The following is a 15,308-nucleotide window of genomic DNA, read 5'->3' on the forward strand; positions in this document are numbered from 1 at the left end:
GACACCTGCTTATCTGACCTAACGCTTTCGCCAGCAAGCCGGCTCCCACGAGAAGCGTATCCAACCGCGGATATCCAATAGCCACCGAAGTCAGTGAGTACCGGGATTGGCTTTTAGATACGCCACTTTCTCCTGCAACCCCGTCCACTGCGGCTCGTTCGGCGCGAAGCGGTTGCGCAGGTAGGCCGCCAGATCGCTGATCTGCGTGTCAGTCAGGCTGTCCTTGAATCCTGGCATGTAGCCCAAATCCCGCGTCGCCGGGTTGGCAATGCCCTGTTGAATCACTTTGATCAGGTTGTCCGGCAAGGCGCTGTGCACGTTGGTGTTGCTGGCCAGCGACGGGCTTACCCCAAACAGCTTTGGCCCCAACCCATCGGCGTGACACCCCTGACAAGCCCCTTCAAACACCCGCTGGCCGTTGCTCAGCGACTGGGCTGAAACGCTCGGCTTCGCAATAGGCTCGCTCGCGGTAATGGGTGCCGCATCCGCTGAACCATTCAACGACGCCAGGTACACCGCCATCGCCCGCACATCCGATTTCGGCAACTTCGACAGTTCAGACACCACCGGGCCCATCGGCCCTGCCGCCACGCCATGGGCATCGGAATAGCCCGTGCTCAGATAATTGAAAAGCTGATCTTCGGTCCACGGCGTTGGCGCTTTTGACAGGCTGTTGAGCGCGGGTGCCTCCCAACCATCGACCATGCCCCCGGCCAAAAACGACGTTCCGCCCTTCTCCGCCCCCATGAAATTGCGCGGCGAGTGGCACGCGGCGCAGTGGCCCAAACCGTTGACCAGATACTGCCCGCGATTCCACTGCGCGCTTTGCAGCGGCTGAGCCTGCACTTCGCCCTTGCGCAGAAACAGCGCGTTCCAGCCCGCCATCAAAGGCCGGACGTTGTACGGAAACTGCATGTCATTGGCCGGTTGCACCCGTTTGACCGGGGTTTGCGACATCAGGTAGGCATACAGCGCCTGCATGTCGGCATCGTCGATGTTGCGAAACGCGGTGTAGGGAAACGCCGGATACAGGTGTTTGCCATCGCGACTGATGCCGTCACGCATCGCCCGTTCGAAGGCCGGATAGGACCAGTTGCCGATGCCGGTTTCAGGGTCCGGCGTGATGTTGCTGCTATATAAGGTGCCGAACGGCGTGTCCATCGCCAGCCCGCCCGCATTCTTGACCCCGCCCGGCGCGGTGTGGCAAACCGCGCAATCCCCTGCCGAGGCCAGCAATCGCCCGCGCTCCAGCGTTGCGGCTGACCAGGTGCCCGCACTGGGCGGCGTGATCGGCGCAATCTCGGCACGCCAAGGCAAGGCGGTTGCCGCCATGCACAGGACCGCGCCGAACGCCGCGAACAACGAGCCAAACAGCCATTTCGAACGTTTGGCTTTCGGCGACTCGGGCGGCGCACTGTTGGCCGCATCACCCGTGGCTTTTAATGCCGCGAGCACCCGCTCTGGCGTAATAGGCAACTCTCGGAACCGAATCCCGGTGGCGTCGTAAATCGCGTTGGCAATCGCCGCCGCACTGGGCACCGACGCCGATTCACCCGCGCCCATGGGCGGTTCGGCCTGACGCGGCATCATCATGACGTCGACTTTCGGCACCTCGGGGAAGGTCAGGATCGGATAACCGCCCCACTCCTTGCTGGCGATGGTCGACTCCTCGAACGTCACCTGTTCCTTGAGCACGCGACTGGTGGACTGGATGACATTACCGTGAATCTGGTGCTGCACCCCTGCCGGATTGACCATCATCCCCGCGTCATGACCGATCACCACCCGCGTCACAGAGACATCGCCGGTGTGCTTGTCCACTGCCACATCCGCGACCCACGCCGCCCACGCTGCACCAAAGCCGGGGAACTTGCTATGGATGTAACGGGCGTACGCAAAGCCACGCCCGCGCAATACGCCATTTTCTTCAGGGGTTTGCATTGGCTGGGTGCGCGGCGACCATTGCGCCCGCTCGGCGGTGGCTTTCACCAGATCGGAGGCACGGTCGTCATGCAGGTAACGCAGTCGGTACTCGACTGGATCGACGCCTGCCGCGAAGGCCAGTTCATCGATATAGGATTCGTGAGCAAAAGTGTTGGGCAAGGCCGACACGCCACGCATCCACGAGGCGCGCACGATGGGCGCCATGTCGTTGATGGTCACGCGCATGTGGTCGATGTCGTAAGGCGGAATCGAGGTGCGGTCGCCCATTTCGAACATCACAGGCACCGGCTCCACTCGACCGGTCAACAGCAAGGCCAGGGTCGGCGAGTTATTGGAGGGGTAACTGGTGCTGAAGTCGTAACCGGCGATGCCGCCCTCGGCGCTGAGGCCGCCATCGACTTCCATCAACTGCGCAGTGCCTTTGGGCTCCCACGCGTGCTCTTGCTCGCGGGTCAGTTGCACGCGCACCGGCAGCCCGACCGCCTTTGACAACAGAACCGCATCGGCGCACACGTCATCGGCGCAGTTGCGGCCATAGCAGCCCGCCGCCTCCATGCGAATGATCTCGATCTGCTCTTCCGGGTATTCCAGCAGCCAGGCGATGTCGGCGCGCAGCATGTGAGGATTCTGCGTACCGGACCAGATGCGAATGCCGTCTTCGCGGTAGTCCGCCAACCCGCAAGAAGGGCCGATGGAGCCATGAATGTGATAGGGCCACAGGTAGGTGCGGGTTATCCGTTCGCTGGCGTTGGCCAGGGCTTCATCGACATTGCCTTTATCCAGCACCACCCGTTGAATGCGCGGGTTGTCGCGAATCGCCTGTTCAATGTCCGACAGGTCCGGCAATTGATGCTGCCAGGGCTTCCAGCTGACTTTCAGCTCTTTCGCAGCCTTGGCGGCTTGCTCCTCGCGCATCGCCACGATGCCGACGAAATCGCCGATCACCACCACTTTGACGATGCCGGGGATGTGCGCAATGGACGACTCGTCGACGCCCAGCAGGCTGGTGCCGACAAACTCGCCGGTGTCGTAACCGGCGTACGGTGGGCGCACGACTCGACCGTGGAGCATGTCGGGAAGGCGCATGTCGTGCACGTAGGTCAGTTCCCCGGTGGCCTTGCCCGGAATGTCCACCCGTTGTGCGACAGTGCCTACCAGCTTGTAGTCTTCAAGGCGTTTGAGCGGTGCGTCGCCGGAGATGCGCAGCTCGATGTGTTGGCCGGTGATGAGTTCACCAAAGCGGCAGCTACGGCCGTCTTGCGTATTGATCACTCCGTTTTCGATCACCAGCGACTCGGCATCGACCGCCCAGCGCTCCGCCGCTTCCTTTATTAGATAGCGGCGAGCCTCGGCAGCGGCGTTGCGCAACGGAATCGCGGAAATCTGCAAGGTGGCGCTGGCGATGGTCGCGCCCTGGTTCGGCGCCCGCTCGGTGTCGCCAAGGATCATGGTCACTTGATCCATTCGCAGGTCGAGCTCTTCAGCGACGATCTGCGCCAGCGAGGTGCGAATGCCGGTGCCAAGGTCAACGTGGCCATTGAAGGCGTAGACCGTGTTGTCTTCATCGATAGCGATGAACAGCCCCAGTTCCTTGGGTTTGACAGTGGGCGTGCCGCCTTTGGCGACCGGGCCGGACGGCGGCAGGATGTCATCGACGACGAGCAGGACGCCGTTTTTGGCCAACAGGGAATCGCGGGTGGGCGTGGTCTGGGTCATGAGTGCATCCGGTTCAAAGCGGGTGACGGGCGGCCCGCATGACCGCACGCAGAATTTCGATGTGGGTGCCGCAACGGCAGAGGTTGGACGAGAGTTCGTTGCGGATCTCGGCTTCGCTGGGATGCGGGTTGCGGTCGAGCAAGGCCTTGGCGGTCATGATCATGCCGTTCATGCAGTAACCGCATTGCGCAGCCTGCTCGTCGATGAACGCCTGCTGCACCGGGTGCGGGCATGCACGGGAGCCGATGCCTTCGAGGGTGGTGATTTCCCGGTTTTCGGCGCCTGCCAGCGGGAACACGCACGAGCGCGCGGCCACGCCGTCGATGATCACCGTGCAGGCGCCACATTCGCCCAGACCGCAGCCGTATTTGGGGCCGTTGAGCTGCAAATCATTGCGCAACACCAGTAACAGCGGCGTGTCCGCCATGGCCGTGACCGACGCGGCCTGACCGTTGACCTGTAGCGTCAGGGTCTTCTCCCCCGCCACCTGTTGCTCGCTCATTCTGCTTCCCCATGTGTTACTGGCCGTATCCGGCTTTTAATGAAGTGCTTACTTCATGAAAAGAGAGCAGGAAGCGTGCCAGCGGGGAAATGGCTGTAAGAAATGGGAGGTAGTTCTGCTGAAACGCAGACCGTTCCTACAAACGGAACGCTCCGGCCTTACTCTTCCGGCTCATCAATCAACTTGCGCAGCAAAAACAACACCGCCACGCGTTCGGCGGGGTTGAGCTTGCCGAGGGTGATTTCGCTGATCTGCGCTGCGCGGGGGACGGTTTCCTGCACCAATTGGAGGCCGCTGTCGGTCAAGCTGCAAATGACCTTGCGCCGGTCCTGCGGATCCGGGTCGAGGCTGATCAGGTCGCGGGCCTTGAGCCGGTCGACAATGCCGCGAATGGTCGCCTGGTCCACCGCTGTGGCCTTGACCAGTTCGGTCTGTGAGCTGGGACCGTGATCGCGCAGGGCGCAGAGGGTGACGAATTGCACCGCCGTGAGCTGTGAATCGCCAACGTTCTGTTGAAAGATCGCCAGGTGCCGCTGGTAGGCCTTGCGCAGCAAATGGCCGACCTGCTCGGAAAAGGTGTAGGACTGATCGTTATTGAAAGGGTTGTCAGTGGACACAGATGACTCGTTCGGCGGGCTGTGGGGAATGGTGGGTACATTAGCGGGTGTGGGGTGACAGGGGAATCTTCGTTGCCGGAAAAGCCGTTCGCCAGCAAGCCGGCTCCCACAGATCTTGCGTCTCAAGCAGATCTGTTTCTGGCCGAAGGCCGTGGGAGCCGGCTTGCTGGCGAATGCCGCGACGCAATGCCAAGTCTCGATCAGGCCTTCGACGCCTCCGGCGCCACCACATCCCCACCCAGCACCACGTCCTGATCATCCAGATAGATGTCGCAATGGCGCAGCGGAATGTCCAGGTGACACGGCGTTTTGCGCGTCCCGCCGACCTCAGTGTTCGGCCCGGTGGAGAACAGGAAGTTGCCGTAGAACGCCCGGGCGTCCATGCACATGCCATCGTTCTTGTCGTGCAGGCCCATGGCAGTCCACTGCGCGCGAGGTTGCAGGCCCCAGCCGATGTGGGAAATGCCGTAAACCTCCGGATCGTTGAAATACTTCATGTAATCGCGCAGGTATTCGGCTTCGAAACCACCGTGAATCCTGGTGATGAAGCCCTTTTCGATCTCCAGCGTGATCTGCTCGCGAGCGTAGTTCTTGAACGGCAGCACGATGTCCCCGACGTCGATGACCAACGTGCCCTCAGCGGTTTCTTCATTCGGCCAAGAGAAGAGAAAGCCGCTCGGCCAGTGGTCCCAACGCCCCGGCTCATCGGCGAAACCGTATTCGGTGACTGAAGGATACTGCCCCAGTTGCGCACGGAAATCGCTGCCTGCGCGGGACTTCACATGAATCGAGCGTGCCCCTTTCAGCACCTGCTCTGCCGCCAACACCCGCTCTTTGTCGGCCAGGGTCGGCAACATGCGCGCCAGCACTTCCGGCGGCTCGACGGCCAGCAGAATCCGCGTACCCGTCTTGAGGATCTGCTCCTGCTCCGGCGAATGCAGCAGCATCATGGTGTCGACGATCAGGTCCGCCGCTTCCAACGCCCGTTGCGCAGCGAGATTGCCGGTCAAGGCGGTGTCGCCGCAGTAGGCGGTCATGTCGTTGCCCATCGCCTTGGGATGGTTGAACGATGGCAGTTCCACCGCATACACCTTGGCGCCCAGGCGCTGGGCGGCATCCATGGCGGCACGCACGGTGCGCGCATCGGAGTAGTGGCTCTTGAGCACTGCAACGCTCTGGGTCGTGTCGACTTTCGACAGTTTCAGCACGTGCTCGAACATCTGGGTCAATTCGCAATCGCTTACCGGCATCTCTCGTCTCCTCGTCATTCGGCCTTATTTATCTATACAGCCCAAATGCACCATTGAAAGGCATCGCGCTTCAGACTAGTGCGTTTTTAAAGCGTACACACTAATTAAAAGCGATAAGACATCAATTGAAGGCCGTCTGCAATAGGCGCGCCAGTTTGTTACTCATGCACACATCCCGCGTAATTTGAGGGTTACAAAGGGTGACATACCTATTTGCGACGTCATAAGGTCTTTTTTGAAATACCTATTCACATTTCAAAAAAACAGCGTATACACTTTAAAAACGCAAAACGGCGATGACCCGATTCGCCACTCCGTCCATCACTGATTCACGAAATACGAAGGAATGCGCGCCATGCCAAATTCTCAAAAAATCGCCATCGTCGGAGCCGGTCTGGGGGGCGCTGCCGCCGCCACGCTGTTGCAGCAAGCGGGCTTCCAGGTGGATGTCTACGAACAGGCACCGGCGTTTTCGCGTATTGGCGCAGGGATCCACATGGGTCCGAACATCATGAAAATCTTTCGCCGCATGGGCATCGAGCAGCAACTGAGCGACATGGGCTCGCACCCGGATTTCTGGTTCAGCCGCGATGGCGCCAGCGGTGACTACCTGTCGCGCATCAAACTGGGCGAGTTCTCACGTAAGGAATACGGCGCGGCCTACATAACCGTGCACCGTGGCGACCTGCACGCGCTGCAAATGTCGACCCTGGCACCGGGCAGCGTGCACTTCAGCAAATGCCTGACCACCCTTGAAGAACGCGACAACGGCGTGCGCCTGAACTTCGCCGACGGCACCCACGCCGACGCCGACATCGTGATCGGCGCCGATGGCATCAACTCCAAGATCCGCGAAGAACTGCTCGGCTTTGAAAAACCGCTGTATAGCGGCTGGGTCGCCCATCGCGCGCTGATCCGCAGCGACGTGCTGACCAAGTACAACCTGGACTTCGAAAACTGCGTGAAATGGTGGAGCGAGGACCGTCACATGATGGTCTACCACACCACCGGCAAGCGCGATGAGTACTACTACGTGACCGGCGTGCCGCACCCGGCGTGGGACTTCGACGGTAACTTCGTCGACAGCAGCCAGGCAGAGATGTACGAAGCCTTCGCCGGTTATCACCCCACCGTTCAGGCGCTTATCGAGTCCACCGAAACCGTGACCAAGTGGCCATTGCTCAACCGCAACCCGCTGCCGCTGTGGAGCCGTGGCCGTCTGGTGCTGCTGGGCGACGCCTGCCACCCGATGAAGCCACACATGGCCCAGGGCGCAGGCATGGCCATCGAAGACGCCGCGATGCTTACTCGCTGCCTGCAAGAAACAGGGCTGACCGATTACAGCACCGCATTCAGCCTGTACGAAGCCAACCGCAAGGAACGCGCTTCCCGGGTGCAGGCCGTGTCGAACGCCAACACCTGGCTGCGTACTCAGGAAGATCCGGCGTGGGTCTTTGGTTATGACCTCTACGGCCAAGCACTGAAATCGGAGGTGCCTGCGTGAGCACTTTTATCCACGGCGGCAACGTCCAGGCCAACGGCATTCGTCAACACTACTTGCGCTACGGTGGCCCGCAACACACAGGCAAACCGGCGCTGATCCTGATCCCCGGCATCACCAGCCCGGCGATCACCTGGGGTTTCGTGGCCGAGCATCTGGGCCAGTCGTTCGACACTTACGTGCTCGACGCGCGCGGTCGCGGCCTGTCGTCCACCGGGCCGGAGCTGGATTACAGCGTCGACACCTGCGCCGATGACATCAGCGCGTTTGCCGAGGCCATGGGCATCGACAGCTATCACCTGCTCGGTCATTCAATGGGCGCCCGTTTCGCGGCACGTATGTCTGTTCGCAATGCCCAGGGCCTGAAAAGCCTGGTGCTGATCGACCCGCCGGTCTCGGGGCCGGGTCGTCGCGAGTACCCGTCGAAGCTGCCGTGGTACGTCGATTCGATTCGCCAGTCGCAGCAAGGCATGACGGCTGACGACATGCGCGCGTTCTGCGCAACCTGGACCGAGGAGCAATTGCAGTTGCGCGCCGAGTGGCTGCACACCTGCTACGAGCCGGCCATCGTGCGCGCGTTCAACGACTTCCACGAAGAGGATTTCCATCAGGACCTGCCGAAGTTGCCGGTCCCTACCCTGCTGATCGTCGCGACACGCGGCGGGGTGATTCTGGCGGAGGACGAAGCCGAAATTCGCGCGCTGCAACCTGCGATTCAGATCGTTCGCGTGGAAGACGCCGGGCACATGATTCCATGGGACAACCTGCCGGGGTTCTTTGCCGCGTTTGGGGATTTTCTGGGTACGCCGCTGAGTTAACGCAGAACTCAACGCGTGGGAGCCGGCTTGCTGGCGAATGCAGGGTGTCAGGTAATGCATCTGTGAATGACACGCAGCATTCGCCAGCAAGCCGACTACCACAGGAATTTCACCAGCCCCCCAACCGGGTCAAGGAGAACGGAATGACTGAACAACAAACCGCCAACGCCAACTATCAGGGCGTGTGGGGCAACCGCATCGGTTTCGGGCAGAAACCAGCCCTGCTGATGATCGACTTCATGCAAGGCTACACCCAACCCGGCGCGCCGTTGTTTGCGCCCGGTGTGGTCAGTGCAGTGGCCGAGAGCGTCGAGCTGCTGGCTACCGCGCGCAAGCATGGCATTCCGGTGGTGCACACTAACATCCGCTACCACCCGGCGCATTTCGCCGACGGCGGCATCTGGGTGAAAAAAGCCCCGGTGATGAAAGACATGGTGGAAGGCAATCCGCTGGCGGCGTTCTGCGAGGAAGTGCTGCCACTCCCGGAAGAAGTGGTGATCAGCAAGCAATACGCCAGTTCGTTTTTCGGTACGTCGCTGGCTTCGATGCTACACGCCCAAGGCATCGACACCGTGGTGCTGGCAGGCTGCTCGACCAGCGGCTGCATCCGCGCCACAGCGGTAGACGCCGTGCAACACGGATTTCGGACCATCGTCGTGCGCGAATGCGTGGGCGATCGCCACCCCGATCCCCATGAGGCGAACCTGTTCGACATCGACAGCAAGTATGGGGATGTCGTCAGCAAACAGGAGGCGATCACACAGTTCAGCAAATAAGGTGCGGTTTGTCCTGACCCTGTGGGAGCGAATTCACTCGCGAGACGTCTGTACAGCCGATGTTCATCTATCGCCTGCCACCGCCTCATCGCGAATGAATTCGCTCCCACAAAGAGATCGGTGATCGACCGCGTATTGCAATGCTCACCCATAGAACCCGGCCACAGAGCACGGGTCGCGCAACCTGGATGCGCACACCACTGGACAGCGTGCTCCGTCCAGTCTTCTGACACTGCCTTTGGAAGTCGCCATCCGGTGCTTGCCAAAGTACTGAATGCGCGGCAAACAAAAACCACAACAGGCCGTATGAGTATGCAGCGAACACAGGCACTATCAGCCGCCACTGCACTCAACGGTCGAAGAACCGCCAGGAGACACCCATGCCCTCTGCGAATGTAGAAACCTCTGCGGCTGACGCCGCGGACCCGATCAAAGCGCTGTACCACAAGATCACCTGGAAGCTCATTCCGTTCCTGTGTTTCTGCTACCTGGCTGCCTACCTGGACCGCATCAACATCGGCTTCGCCAAGCTGCAGATGCTCGACCAACTGCACTTCAGCGAAACCGCATTCGGCCTCGGTGCCGGGCTGTTTTTCGTGGGTTACATCCTGTTTGAAGTACCGAGCAATCTGGTGCTGGAAAAAATCGGGGCAAAGATCTGGATCGCCCGCATCATGATCACGTGGGGCGCGCTGTCGGTATGCACCCTGTTCGTCACCACGCCGATGCAGTTCTATGTGTTGCGCTTCTTCCTCGGTGCTGCCGAAGCAGGCTTCCTGCCGGGTGTGCTGTTTTACCTGACCACTTGGTTCCCGACCTACCGCCGCGGCCGCATCATCGCGTTGTTCATGATCGGCCTGCCGCTGTCCAGCGTCATCGGCGGTCCGCTGTCGGGCTGGATCATGGGCCACTTCGACCAGACGGCCGGTCTGCGCGGCTGGCAGTGGTTGTTCTTGATCGAAGGCGTGCCGAGCGTGTTGCTGGGTGTCCTGACCTTCTGGGCGTTGCCGAATGCACCCAAAGACGCCAAATGGCTGAACAGCCAGGAACAGACCCTGCTGGAAGGCGAGCTGCGCCTGGACGAGGCCGAGGGCAAGGACAGCAAACACAGTTTCCGTGACGGCTTCTTCAACCTGAAAGTGTGGATGCTCGGCGGTATCGACTTCTCGATCCTGCTCAGCGCCTACGCCATGGGCTTCTGGATGCCGACCTTCATCAAGAACGCAGGCGTCACTGACACGTTTCACATTGGTGTGTTGACCGCCTTGCCGAGTGTCGCCGCGCTGATTGGCATGCTGATGATCGGCGCCAGTTCCGACCGCCGTCGCGAGCGTCGCTGGCACATCATCGTTCCGTTCTGGATCGGTGCCGTGGCCATGGGTGCCAGCCCTTTTTTCACCCATAACGTGGTGGCGACCGTTGCGTTGTTCGCCGTTGCCTCCGCCGCGATCATCGGCGCGGTGCCGGTGTTCTTCAGCCTGCCTGCGACCTTCCTCAAAGGCCGCGCAGCAGCGACCGGTTTTGCCCTGGCCTGTTCGCTGGCGAACATTGCCGGTTTGGTGAGCAACTCGATGATGGGCATCGCCATCGACGTCACCGGCAGCAGCGCGGGCGCGTTGTGGTTCTTCGCCGGGTGCCTGGTGTTGAGCAGCCTGTTGGTGGTGGCGTTGCCTGCGAAACTGGTTAACCGATAAACAGACGTACCGCGTCAATCTGTGGGAGCCGGCTTGCTGGCGAATACGGTGGATCAGCATCATCAGTATTGACTGACACACCGCTTTCGCCAGCAAGCCGGCTCCACAAAACGTATTCGCCCGATCGCATCTACAAGGAAAAATGATGCACACATTCCTCAAACGCTGCGCCTTCGCCCTGACCCTGGGCCTGTCTGCCACGTCTTTGCAGGCCGCAGAAAAGATCATCTTCGACACTGATTTCAACGTTCTCAACGACGACGGCCAGGCCTTCATCATGCTGGCGCAACTGCACGCACAAAAACGCATCGACCTTCTGGGCATGACGCTGGTCAGTGGCAACGCGTGGGTCGATCAGGAACAGGTCGACGCGCTCAGGGCCGTCGAGCGTATGGGCGTGGAAAAGGACATCGGCGTGTACTCGGGCGCTGCCTACCCGCTGCTTCACGACTACGCCAGCTATGAACAGGAAAAAGCCCTGTTCGGCGCAGGCTGGCCGGGGGCGTTCAAGAACCCTCGCCCTACTTCGACTTCGCAACTGGTTGCCCCGCCGGACGGCCTGGCCACGCACACGAAACTGCGCAGTGAATCCGCCGCTCAGTTCATCGTCGACAGCGTGAAAAAGAATCCTCACCAAGTCACGATTCTCGCCGTCGGTCCGTTGACCAACATCGCGCTGGCCATTCGCAGCGCGCCGGAAATCGTGCCATTGATCAAGCGAATCGTGTACATGGGCGGCGCCATCGAGATTCCCGGCAATACCACCCCGGCAGCGGAATTCAACTGGTGGTTCGACCCGGAAGCCGCAAGGATTGTCCTACGCTCGCCCATCGAGCACGTGATCTTCCCGAATGACGTGTGTGAGAAGGTCATCTTCGACGCTTCGGTCTATCAGCGCATCACGGCCAAAGCCGGGGTCATCCCGGACCTGTACAAAGCTGTGCTCGGACCTGAATTCGCCAACGATCCGAATTACCACAGCTTCACTTGGGACAGCCTGCCTGCGCTGTACCTGGTGCACCCGGAACTGATCACCGAATCGAAGGATCTGTGGGTCGATGTCGACACCCATTTCGGCCCGGATTACGGGCGTTCGATGGGCTACAAGAAAGGCGCGCCAGTGGGCACGCAGAAGGCCAAAGTGGTGTACGCAGTCGATCAGAAGCAGTTCTGGGATGAGTACGTGAACCTGGTGACGCTGCCTGCGCCGGTGAAGCGCTGAACAGATCACGTCTGCTCCTCAGTGGGAGCCGCCTTGGTGGCGAATGCGTTGGGTCAGCATCACATTGGGTGACTGACACACCGCATTCGCCACCGACGCGACTCCCACAGAATGTACATCCGTCTTCCTATTTCACCCCACTAACGCCATCAACTGCTGCCGCTGCGCATCGGTCAACAATGGTCCTTGCGCAGCGGCGGCATTTTCCTTCATGTATTTCGGATTTCCCGTTCCCGGAATGGCGCAGGTTACCGCCGGGTGGGAAATCAGAAATTTCAGCGCCAACTGTGCCCAACTGGTCGCCTGCACCTCCCCCGCCCAGCCCGGCAAGGGTGTGTCACGCAAGCGCCCAAGCAAGCCGCCGCCGCCAAACGGTCGATTGCAGATGACAGCCACGCCGCGCTCCCGGCACAACGGCAACAGCCGCGCTTCGACAGCCCGGTCGTCAAGCGCATAGTTGATCTGCAAGAAGTCCAGCTTTTCAGCCTTGAGCACCGCCTCCACCTCGTCATAGGCCGACGAGGTGTAATGGGTGATGCCGATGTAGCGAATGCGCCCCTGCTCCTTCCACTGGCGCAAGGTCGGCAAGTGGGCTTTCCAGTCGAGCAGATTGTGGATCTGCATCAGGTCGATGCGATCGGTCTGCAACAGACGAAAAGAGGCCTCCATCTGCGCGATACCCTCTTTCGCCCCGCGGGTCCATACCTTGGTGGCAAGAAACGCGGGAGAGCGTGGCCGATGGATCGACAGCAATTCTCCGGTCGTCTGCTCGGCGCGACCGTACATGGGCGAGCTGTCGATGACCGTGCCGCCTGCCCGAAACAGCGCGTCAAGCACCTGAGGCAACGACTGGTATTCCTCGCGACCAGGCCCGACATCGAAATTGCGATAGGTGCCTACGCCGATCATTGGCAGCGCTTCGCCACTGGAAGGGATGTCTCGGGTCAGCATTGTTCGGCCTCCTGATGGGCTGGATGTCGAAGGTTCGTTGCTGGCCGCCGCTGCCGAATCGAACGCCAGTGCTGCCGAAACGCCCGCCGCGAGCGTCAGCAACCGCCTGCGGGTAAAGAGCTGCGAGCCGGTCATGGGAGTCTCCTGATCGGACAAAGATTGGTCGACCTTCGATGATCGGCATCGGTTCAACATCCCTGCCTCGCGCCCGGACATGAGAATGGAACGCACCGCGTCTTCGCGCGTCACACCTTAAGCACTGACCCGGGAGGCCACGACATGAAAACAGTGATCACCTTGCAAGAACTCGCCGAAGCGGACCTGAGGCCGTACAAGGAAGTCTGGCTGACTTCCGCCGAAGCGCTGGCCGAAAGCGGACATCGCGAAGACGAAATGTGCCTCTGGCGCGCGGACCAGGCGTTCACCCACGACATGCTCAGCGAAGGCACCCACGATCAGAACCTCTACGGCGTCTGGTTGGTGGTGGACGATATCGATGACCCGGAGCAAATCATGGCGATCGAAGACAGCGTGCGAGAACGCCTGAATGCACTGGGGCTGAAGGGCGAATTCTACCCGGCGGAGATCGGCGATGGGCAGGCGTCGATGGGCTGACATTTGCAGTTACACCAAACCGGGCGTATAAATGAGCAATCACTCACTTATTACTTGATATTTCTCATGGCACGCCCGAAAAGCGAAGACAAACGCAACGCCCTCATCGACTCTGCTCTGCGCGTGTTCGCCGAACAGGGCCTGGGCGCGCCGACGTCGAAGATCGCCAAACGCGCGGGTGTGTCCGAGGGGACGCTGTTCAATTATTTCGAAACCAAGGACGACCTGCTCAATCAGGTCTATCTGCAACTCAAGGCCCAATTGCGCGACGTGATGATGCCGGGCTATCCGAGCGATCACGACCTCAAATCCCGACTGCACCATGCCTGGCACACCTATGTCGGCTGGGGCGTGGCCCATCCACAGGAACGCAAGGCCATGGCCCTGCTGATGATGTCCGACCGCGTAACCGATGCCAGCAAGCAGTCTGGCAGCGAAGCGTTCAACGACATCCATCGCCACATGCAGGAAGGCACTGCCTGCGGCGCACTGCGTGATCAGCCCACGGCCTTTATCGCGGCGATCATGCGCTCGCTGGCCGAGACCACCATGGATTTCATGAGCAACGAACCGGAGCACGCCGAGCGTTACTGCGACGCGGGCTTCGCCGCCTATTGGAATGCAATCGCAAAGGATTGAGTTTTTATTTACCCATTAATTGAGTGATTACTCACTCACAAGCTAATCCACTGGGAGATTCATCATGTCCAAAGTCTGGTTGATCACCGGCAGTGCCAGCGGCCTGGGTCGCAACATCGCCGAAGCCGTCCTGCAATCGGGTGGCCGCCTGCTCGCGGCGGCCCGCGACATTCAGCGACTCGACGATCTGCTCCAACGCTACCCCTCACACATCCTGCCCTTCGAACTGGACGTCACCGACCCCACCGCCGCCGAAGCTGCAGTGCAGGCAGCGGTGGAACGCTTCGGCCGTCTGGACGTACTGGTCAACAACGCCGGTTTCGGTCACATGCTGCCCTTTGAACAAACCGCAGAAGCGGATTTCCGCCTGGAGTTCGAAACCAACTTCTTTGGCGTCGTGAATCTGTGTCGCGCCGCTGTGCCCGTGATGCGGGAACAGGGGGCGGGCCGCATCGTCCAGATTTCCTCAGTGGGCGGGCGCTTGGCGACACTGGGCATGAGCGCCTATCAATCGGCGAAATGGGCCGTGGGCGGGTTCTCGGACGTACTCGCGGCAGAAGTCAAACCGCTGGGCATACACGTCACCACCCTGGAACCGGGCGGCATGCGCACCAACTGGGCGGTACGCGCCCGTGGCAGCAACGTGCCATTCATGGCGGCTTACGAGCAGAACGTCGGCCAGATGCGGGACCTGTTGCGCAAGATTGCAGGCAACGAAAACAGCGACCCGGATCGCGTTGCACAGGTCGTCCTCAAAGTGGCTGAGCACGCACAGCCGCCGCTGCGCCTGCTGCTGGGCAGTGACGCCCTGCATTACCTGGCGCCGGTGGAAGCCAACAGGGCTGAGACAGCCGAGCGCTGGAAAGCGGTAAGTGCGTCGGTGGATTTCAGTGCAACAGGGCCGGTGGCTGAGTTGCCGGAGCGCTAAGGATTCAGCCGAATGAGACTTCGGGAAGCTCTGCGTAGGAGCTTTCCGAAAGTATCGTAGTCATGCCGTTTTCAGCGGTTTGTTTAATGACATCGGCCAATTTCCGCCCCTATGGTCGCCTCCTCATTTCGCCGA

General features: G+C 60.6%; 13 protein-coding genes. 8 read left to right on the top strand and 5 right to left on the bottom strand.

What is annotated here, in order from left to right; genetic code table 11:
* Positions 1-90: 90 nt before the first annotated feature.
* The 4 genes from ACI5GA_RS05600 to ACI5GA_RS05615 form a co-directional block, all read right to left on the bottom strand.
* Positions 91-3,660, bottom strand: a complete 3,570-nt coding sequence (locus ACI5GA_RS05600) for a molybdopterin cofactor-binding domain-containing protein (protein ID WP_421422112.1) — start codon at positions 3,658-3,660, stop codon at positions 91-93.
* Between the two features lie 13 nt (positions 3,661-3,673).
* Positions 3,674-4,162 carry a (2Fe-2S)-binding protein gene (locus tag ACI5GA_RS05605; RefSeq protein WP_421422114.1) on the bottom strand — a complete coding sequence of 163 codons (489 nt, stop codon included), beginning with the start codon at positions 4,160-4,162 and terminating at the stop codon, positions 3,674-3,676.
* Positions 4,163-4,320: 158 nt separating this feature from the next.
* Positions 4,321-4,779, bottom strand: coding sequence for a MarR family winged helix-turn-helix transcriptional regulator (locus ACI5GA_RS05610; protein WP_404630899.1), 459 nt, complete (start codon positions 4,777-4,779; stop codon positions 4,321-4,323).
* 200 nt (positions 4,780-4,979) lie between these two features.
* Entirely contained in the window at positions 4,980-6,029 is a 1,050-nt protein-coding gene (locus tag ACI5GA_RS05615) for a 2,5-dihydroxypyridine 5,6-dioxygenase (protein ID WP_421422116.1), read from the bottom strand.
* Between the two features lie 355 nt (positions 6,030-6,384).
* On the opposite strand from ACI5GA_RS05615, the gene ACI5GA_RS05620 reads away from it, so the two are divergent.
* The 5 genes from ACI5GA_RS05620 (at position 6,385) to ACI5GA_RS05640 (ending at position 12,040) form a co-directional block, all read left to right on the top strand.
* Entirely contained in the window at positions 6,385-7,533 is a 1,149-nt protein-coding gene (locus ACI5GA_RS05620) for an FAD-dependent monooxygenase (RefSeq protein ID WP_404630903.1), read from the top strand.
* Positions 7,530-8,348: an alpha/beta fold hydrolase gene (locus tag ACI5GA_RS05625; protein WP_404630905.1), complete on the top strand. Its 819-nt coding sequence runs from the start codon at positions 7,530-7,532 to the stop codon at positions 8,346-8,348. The genes ACI5GA_RS05620 and ACI5GA_RS05625 overlap by 4 nt, the downstream gene beginning before the upstream one ends.
* Positions 8,349-8,491: 143 nt before the next feature.
* On the top strand, positions 8,492-9,124 hold the full coding sequence (locus ACI5GA_RS05630) for an N-carbamoylsarcosine amidohydrolase (RefSeq protein ID WP_404630907.1): 633 nt from the start codon (positions 8,492-8,494) through the stop codon (positions 9,122-9,124).
* Between the two features lie 380 nt (positions 9,125-9,504).
* On the top strand, positions 9,505-10,818 hold the full coding sequence (locus ACI5GA_RS05635) for an MFS transporter (RefSeq protein ID WP_404630909.1): 1,314 nt from the start codon (positions 9,505-9,507) through the stop codon (positions 10,816-10,818).
* A 145-nt stretch (positions 10,819-10,963) separates the two neighbouring features.
* The gene (locus ACI5GA_RS05640; protein WP_404630911.1) at positions 10,964-12,040 is read left to right on the top strand and encodes a nucleoside hydrolase; all 1,077 of its coding nucleotides are present in this window, start codon (positions 10,964-10,966) and stop codon (positions 12,038-12,040) included.
* A 132-nt stretch (positions 12,041-12,172) separates the two neighbouring features.
* Here the strand turns inward: ACI5GA_RS05640 and ACI5GA_RS05645 are convergent, their stop codons facing one another.
* On the bottom strand, positions 12,173-13,126 hold the full coding sequence (locus ACI5GA_RS05645) for an aldo/keto reductase (RefSeq protein WP_421422119.1): 954 nt from the start codon (positions 13,124-13,126) through the stop codon (positions 12,173-12,175).
* Between the two features lie 144 nt (positions 13,127-13,270).
* Between ACI5GA_RS05645 and ACI5GA_RS05650 the strand changes: the two genes are divergently transcribed.
* From ACI5GA_RS05650 to ACI5GA_RS05660, 3 genes are all read left to right on the top strand, one after another.
* Positions 13,271-13,606 (top strand): hypothetical protein, encoded by a 336-nt coding sequence (locus tag ACI5GA_RS05650; RefSeq protein WP_404630915.1) that lies wholly within the window; start codon positions 13,271-13,273, stop codon positions 13,604-13,606.
* Between the two features lie 66 nt (positions 13,607-13,672).
* Complete coding sequence (locus ACI5GA_RS05655) at positions 13,673-14,245, top strand: TetR/AcrR family transcriptional regulator (RefSeq protein WP_404630917.1); 573 nt, start codon at positions 13,673-13,675, stop codon at positions 14,243-14,245.
* Between the two features lie 64 nt (positions 14,246-14,309).
* Positions 14,310-15,173 (top strand): SDR family NAD(P)-dependent oxidoreductase, encoded by an 864-nt coding sequence (locus tag ACI5GA_RS05660; RefSeq protein ID WP_421422122.1) that lies wholly within the window; start codon positions 14,310-14,312, stop codon positions 15,171-15,173.
* The last annotated feature ends 135 nt before the right edge of the window (positions 15,174-15,308 follow it).

It is taken from the genome of Pseudomonas sp. Pseu.R1 (assembly GCF_045764065.1).
Taxonomy (GTDB): Bacteria; Pseudomonadota; Gammaproteobacteria; order Pseudomonadales; family Pseudomonadaceae; genus Aquipseudomonas.

What these genes read in the sequence shown, in the direction of transcription:
- ACI5GA_RS05600 (WP_421422112.1), bottom strand. Translation starts at nt 3,660, where the DNA reads ATGACCCAGACCACGCCCACCCGCGATTCCCTGTTGGCCAAAAACGGC.
- ACI5GA_RS05605 (WP_421422114.1), bottom strand. Translation starts at nt 4,162, where the DNA reads ATGAGCGAGCAACAGGTGGCGGGGGAGAAGACCCTGACGCTACAGGTC.
- ACI5GA_RS05615 (WP_421422116.1), bottom strand. Translation starts at nt 6,029, where the DNA reads ATGCCGGTAAGCGATTGCGAATTGACCCAGATGTTCGAGCACGTGCTG.
- ACI5GA_RS05620 (WP_404630903.1), top strand. Translation starts at nt 6,385, where the DNA reads ATGCCAAATTCTCAAAAAATCGCCATCGTCGGAGCCGGTCTGGGGGGC.
- ACI5GA_RS05630 (WP_404630907.1), top strand. Translation starts at nt 8,492, where the DNA reads ATGACTGAACAACAAACCGCCAACGCCAACTATCAGGGCGTGTGGGGC.
- ACI5GA_RS05635 (WP_404630909.1), top strand. Translation starts at nt 9,505, where the DNA reads ATGCCCTCTGCGAATGTAGAAACCTCTGCGGCTGACGCCGCGGACCCG.
- ACI5GA_RS05640 (WP_404630911.1), top strand. Translation starts at nt 10,964, where the DNA reads ATGCACACATTCCTCAAACGCTGCGCCTTCGCCCTGACCCTGGGCCTG.
- ACI5GA_RS05645 (WP_421422119.1), bottom strand. Translation starts at nt 13,126, where the DNA reads ATGACCGGCTCGCAGCTCTTTACCCGCAGGCGGTTGCTGACGCTCGCG.
- ACI5GA_RS05650 (WP_404630915.1), top strand. Translation starts at nt 13,271, where the DNA reads ATGAAAACAGTGATCACCTTGCAAGAACTCGCCGAAGCGGACCTGAGG.
- ACI5GA_RS05655 (WP_404630917.1), top strand. Translation starts at nt 13,673, where the DNA reads ATGGCACGCCCGAAAAGCGAAGACAAACGCAACGCCCTCATCGACTCT.
- ACI5GA_RS05660 (WP_421422122.1), top strand. Translation starts at nt 14,310, where the DNA reads ATGTCCAAAGTCTGGTTGATCACCGGCAGTGCCAGCGGCCTGGGTCGC.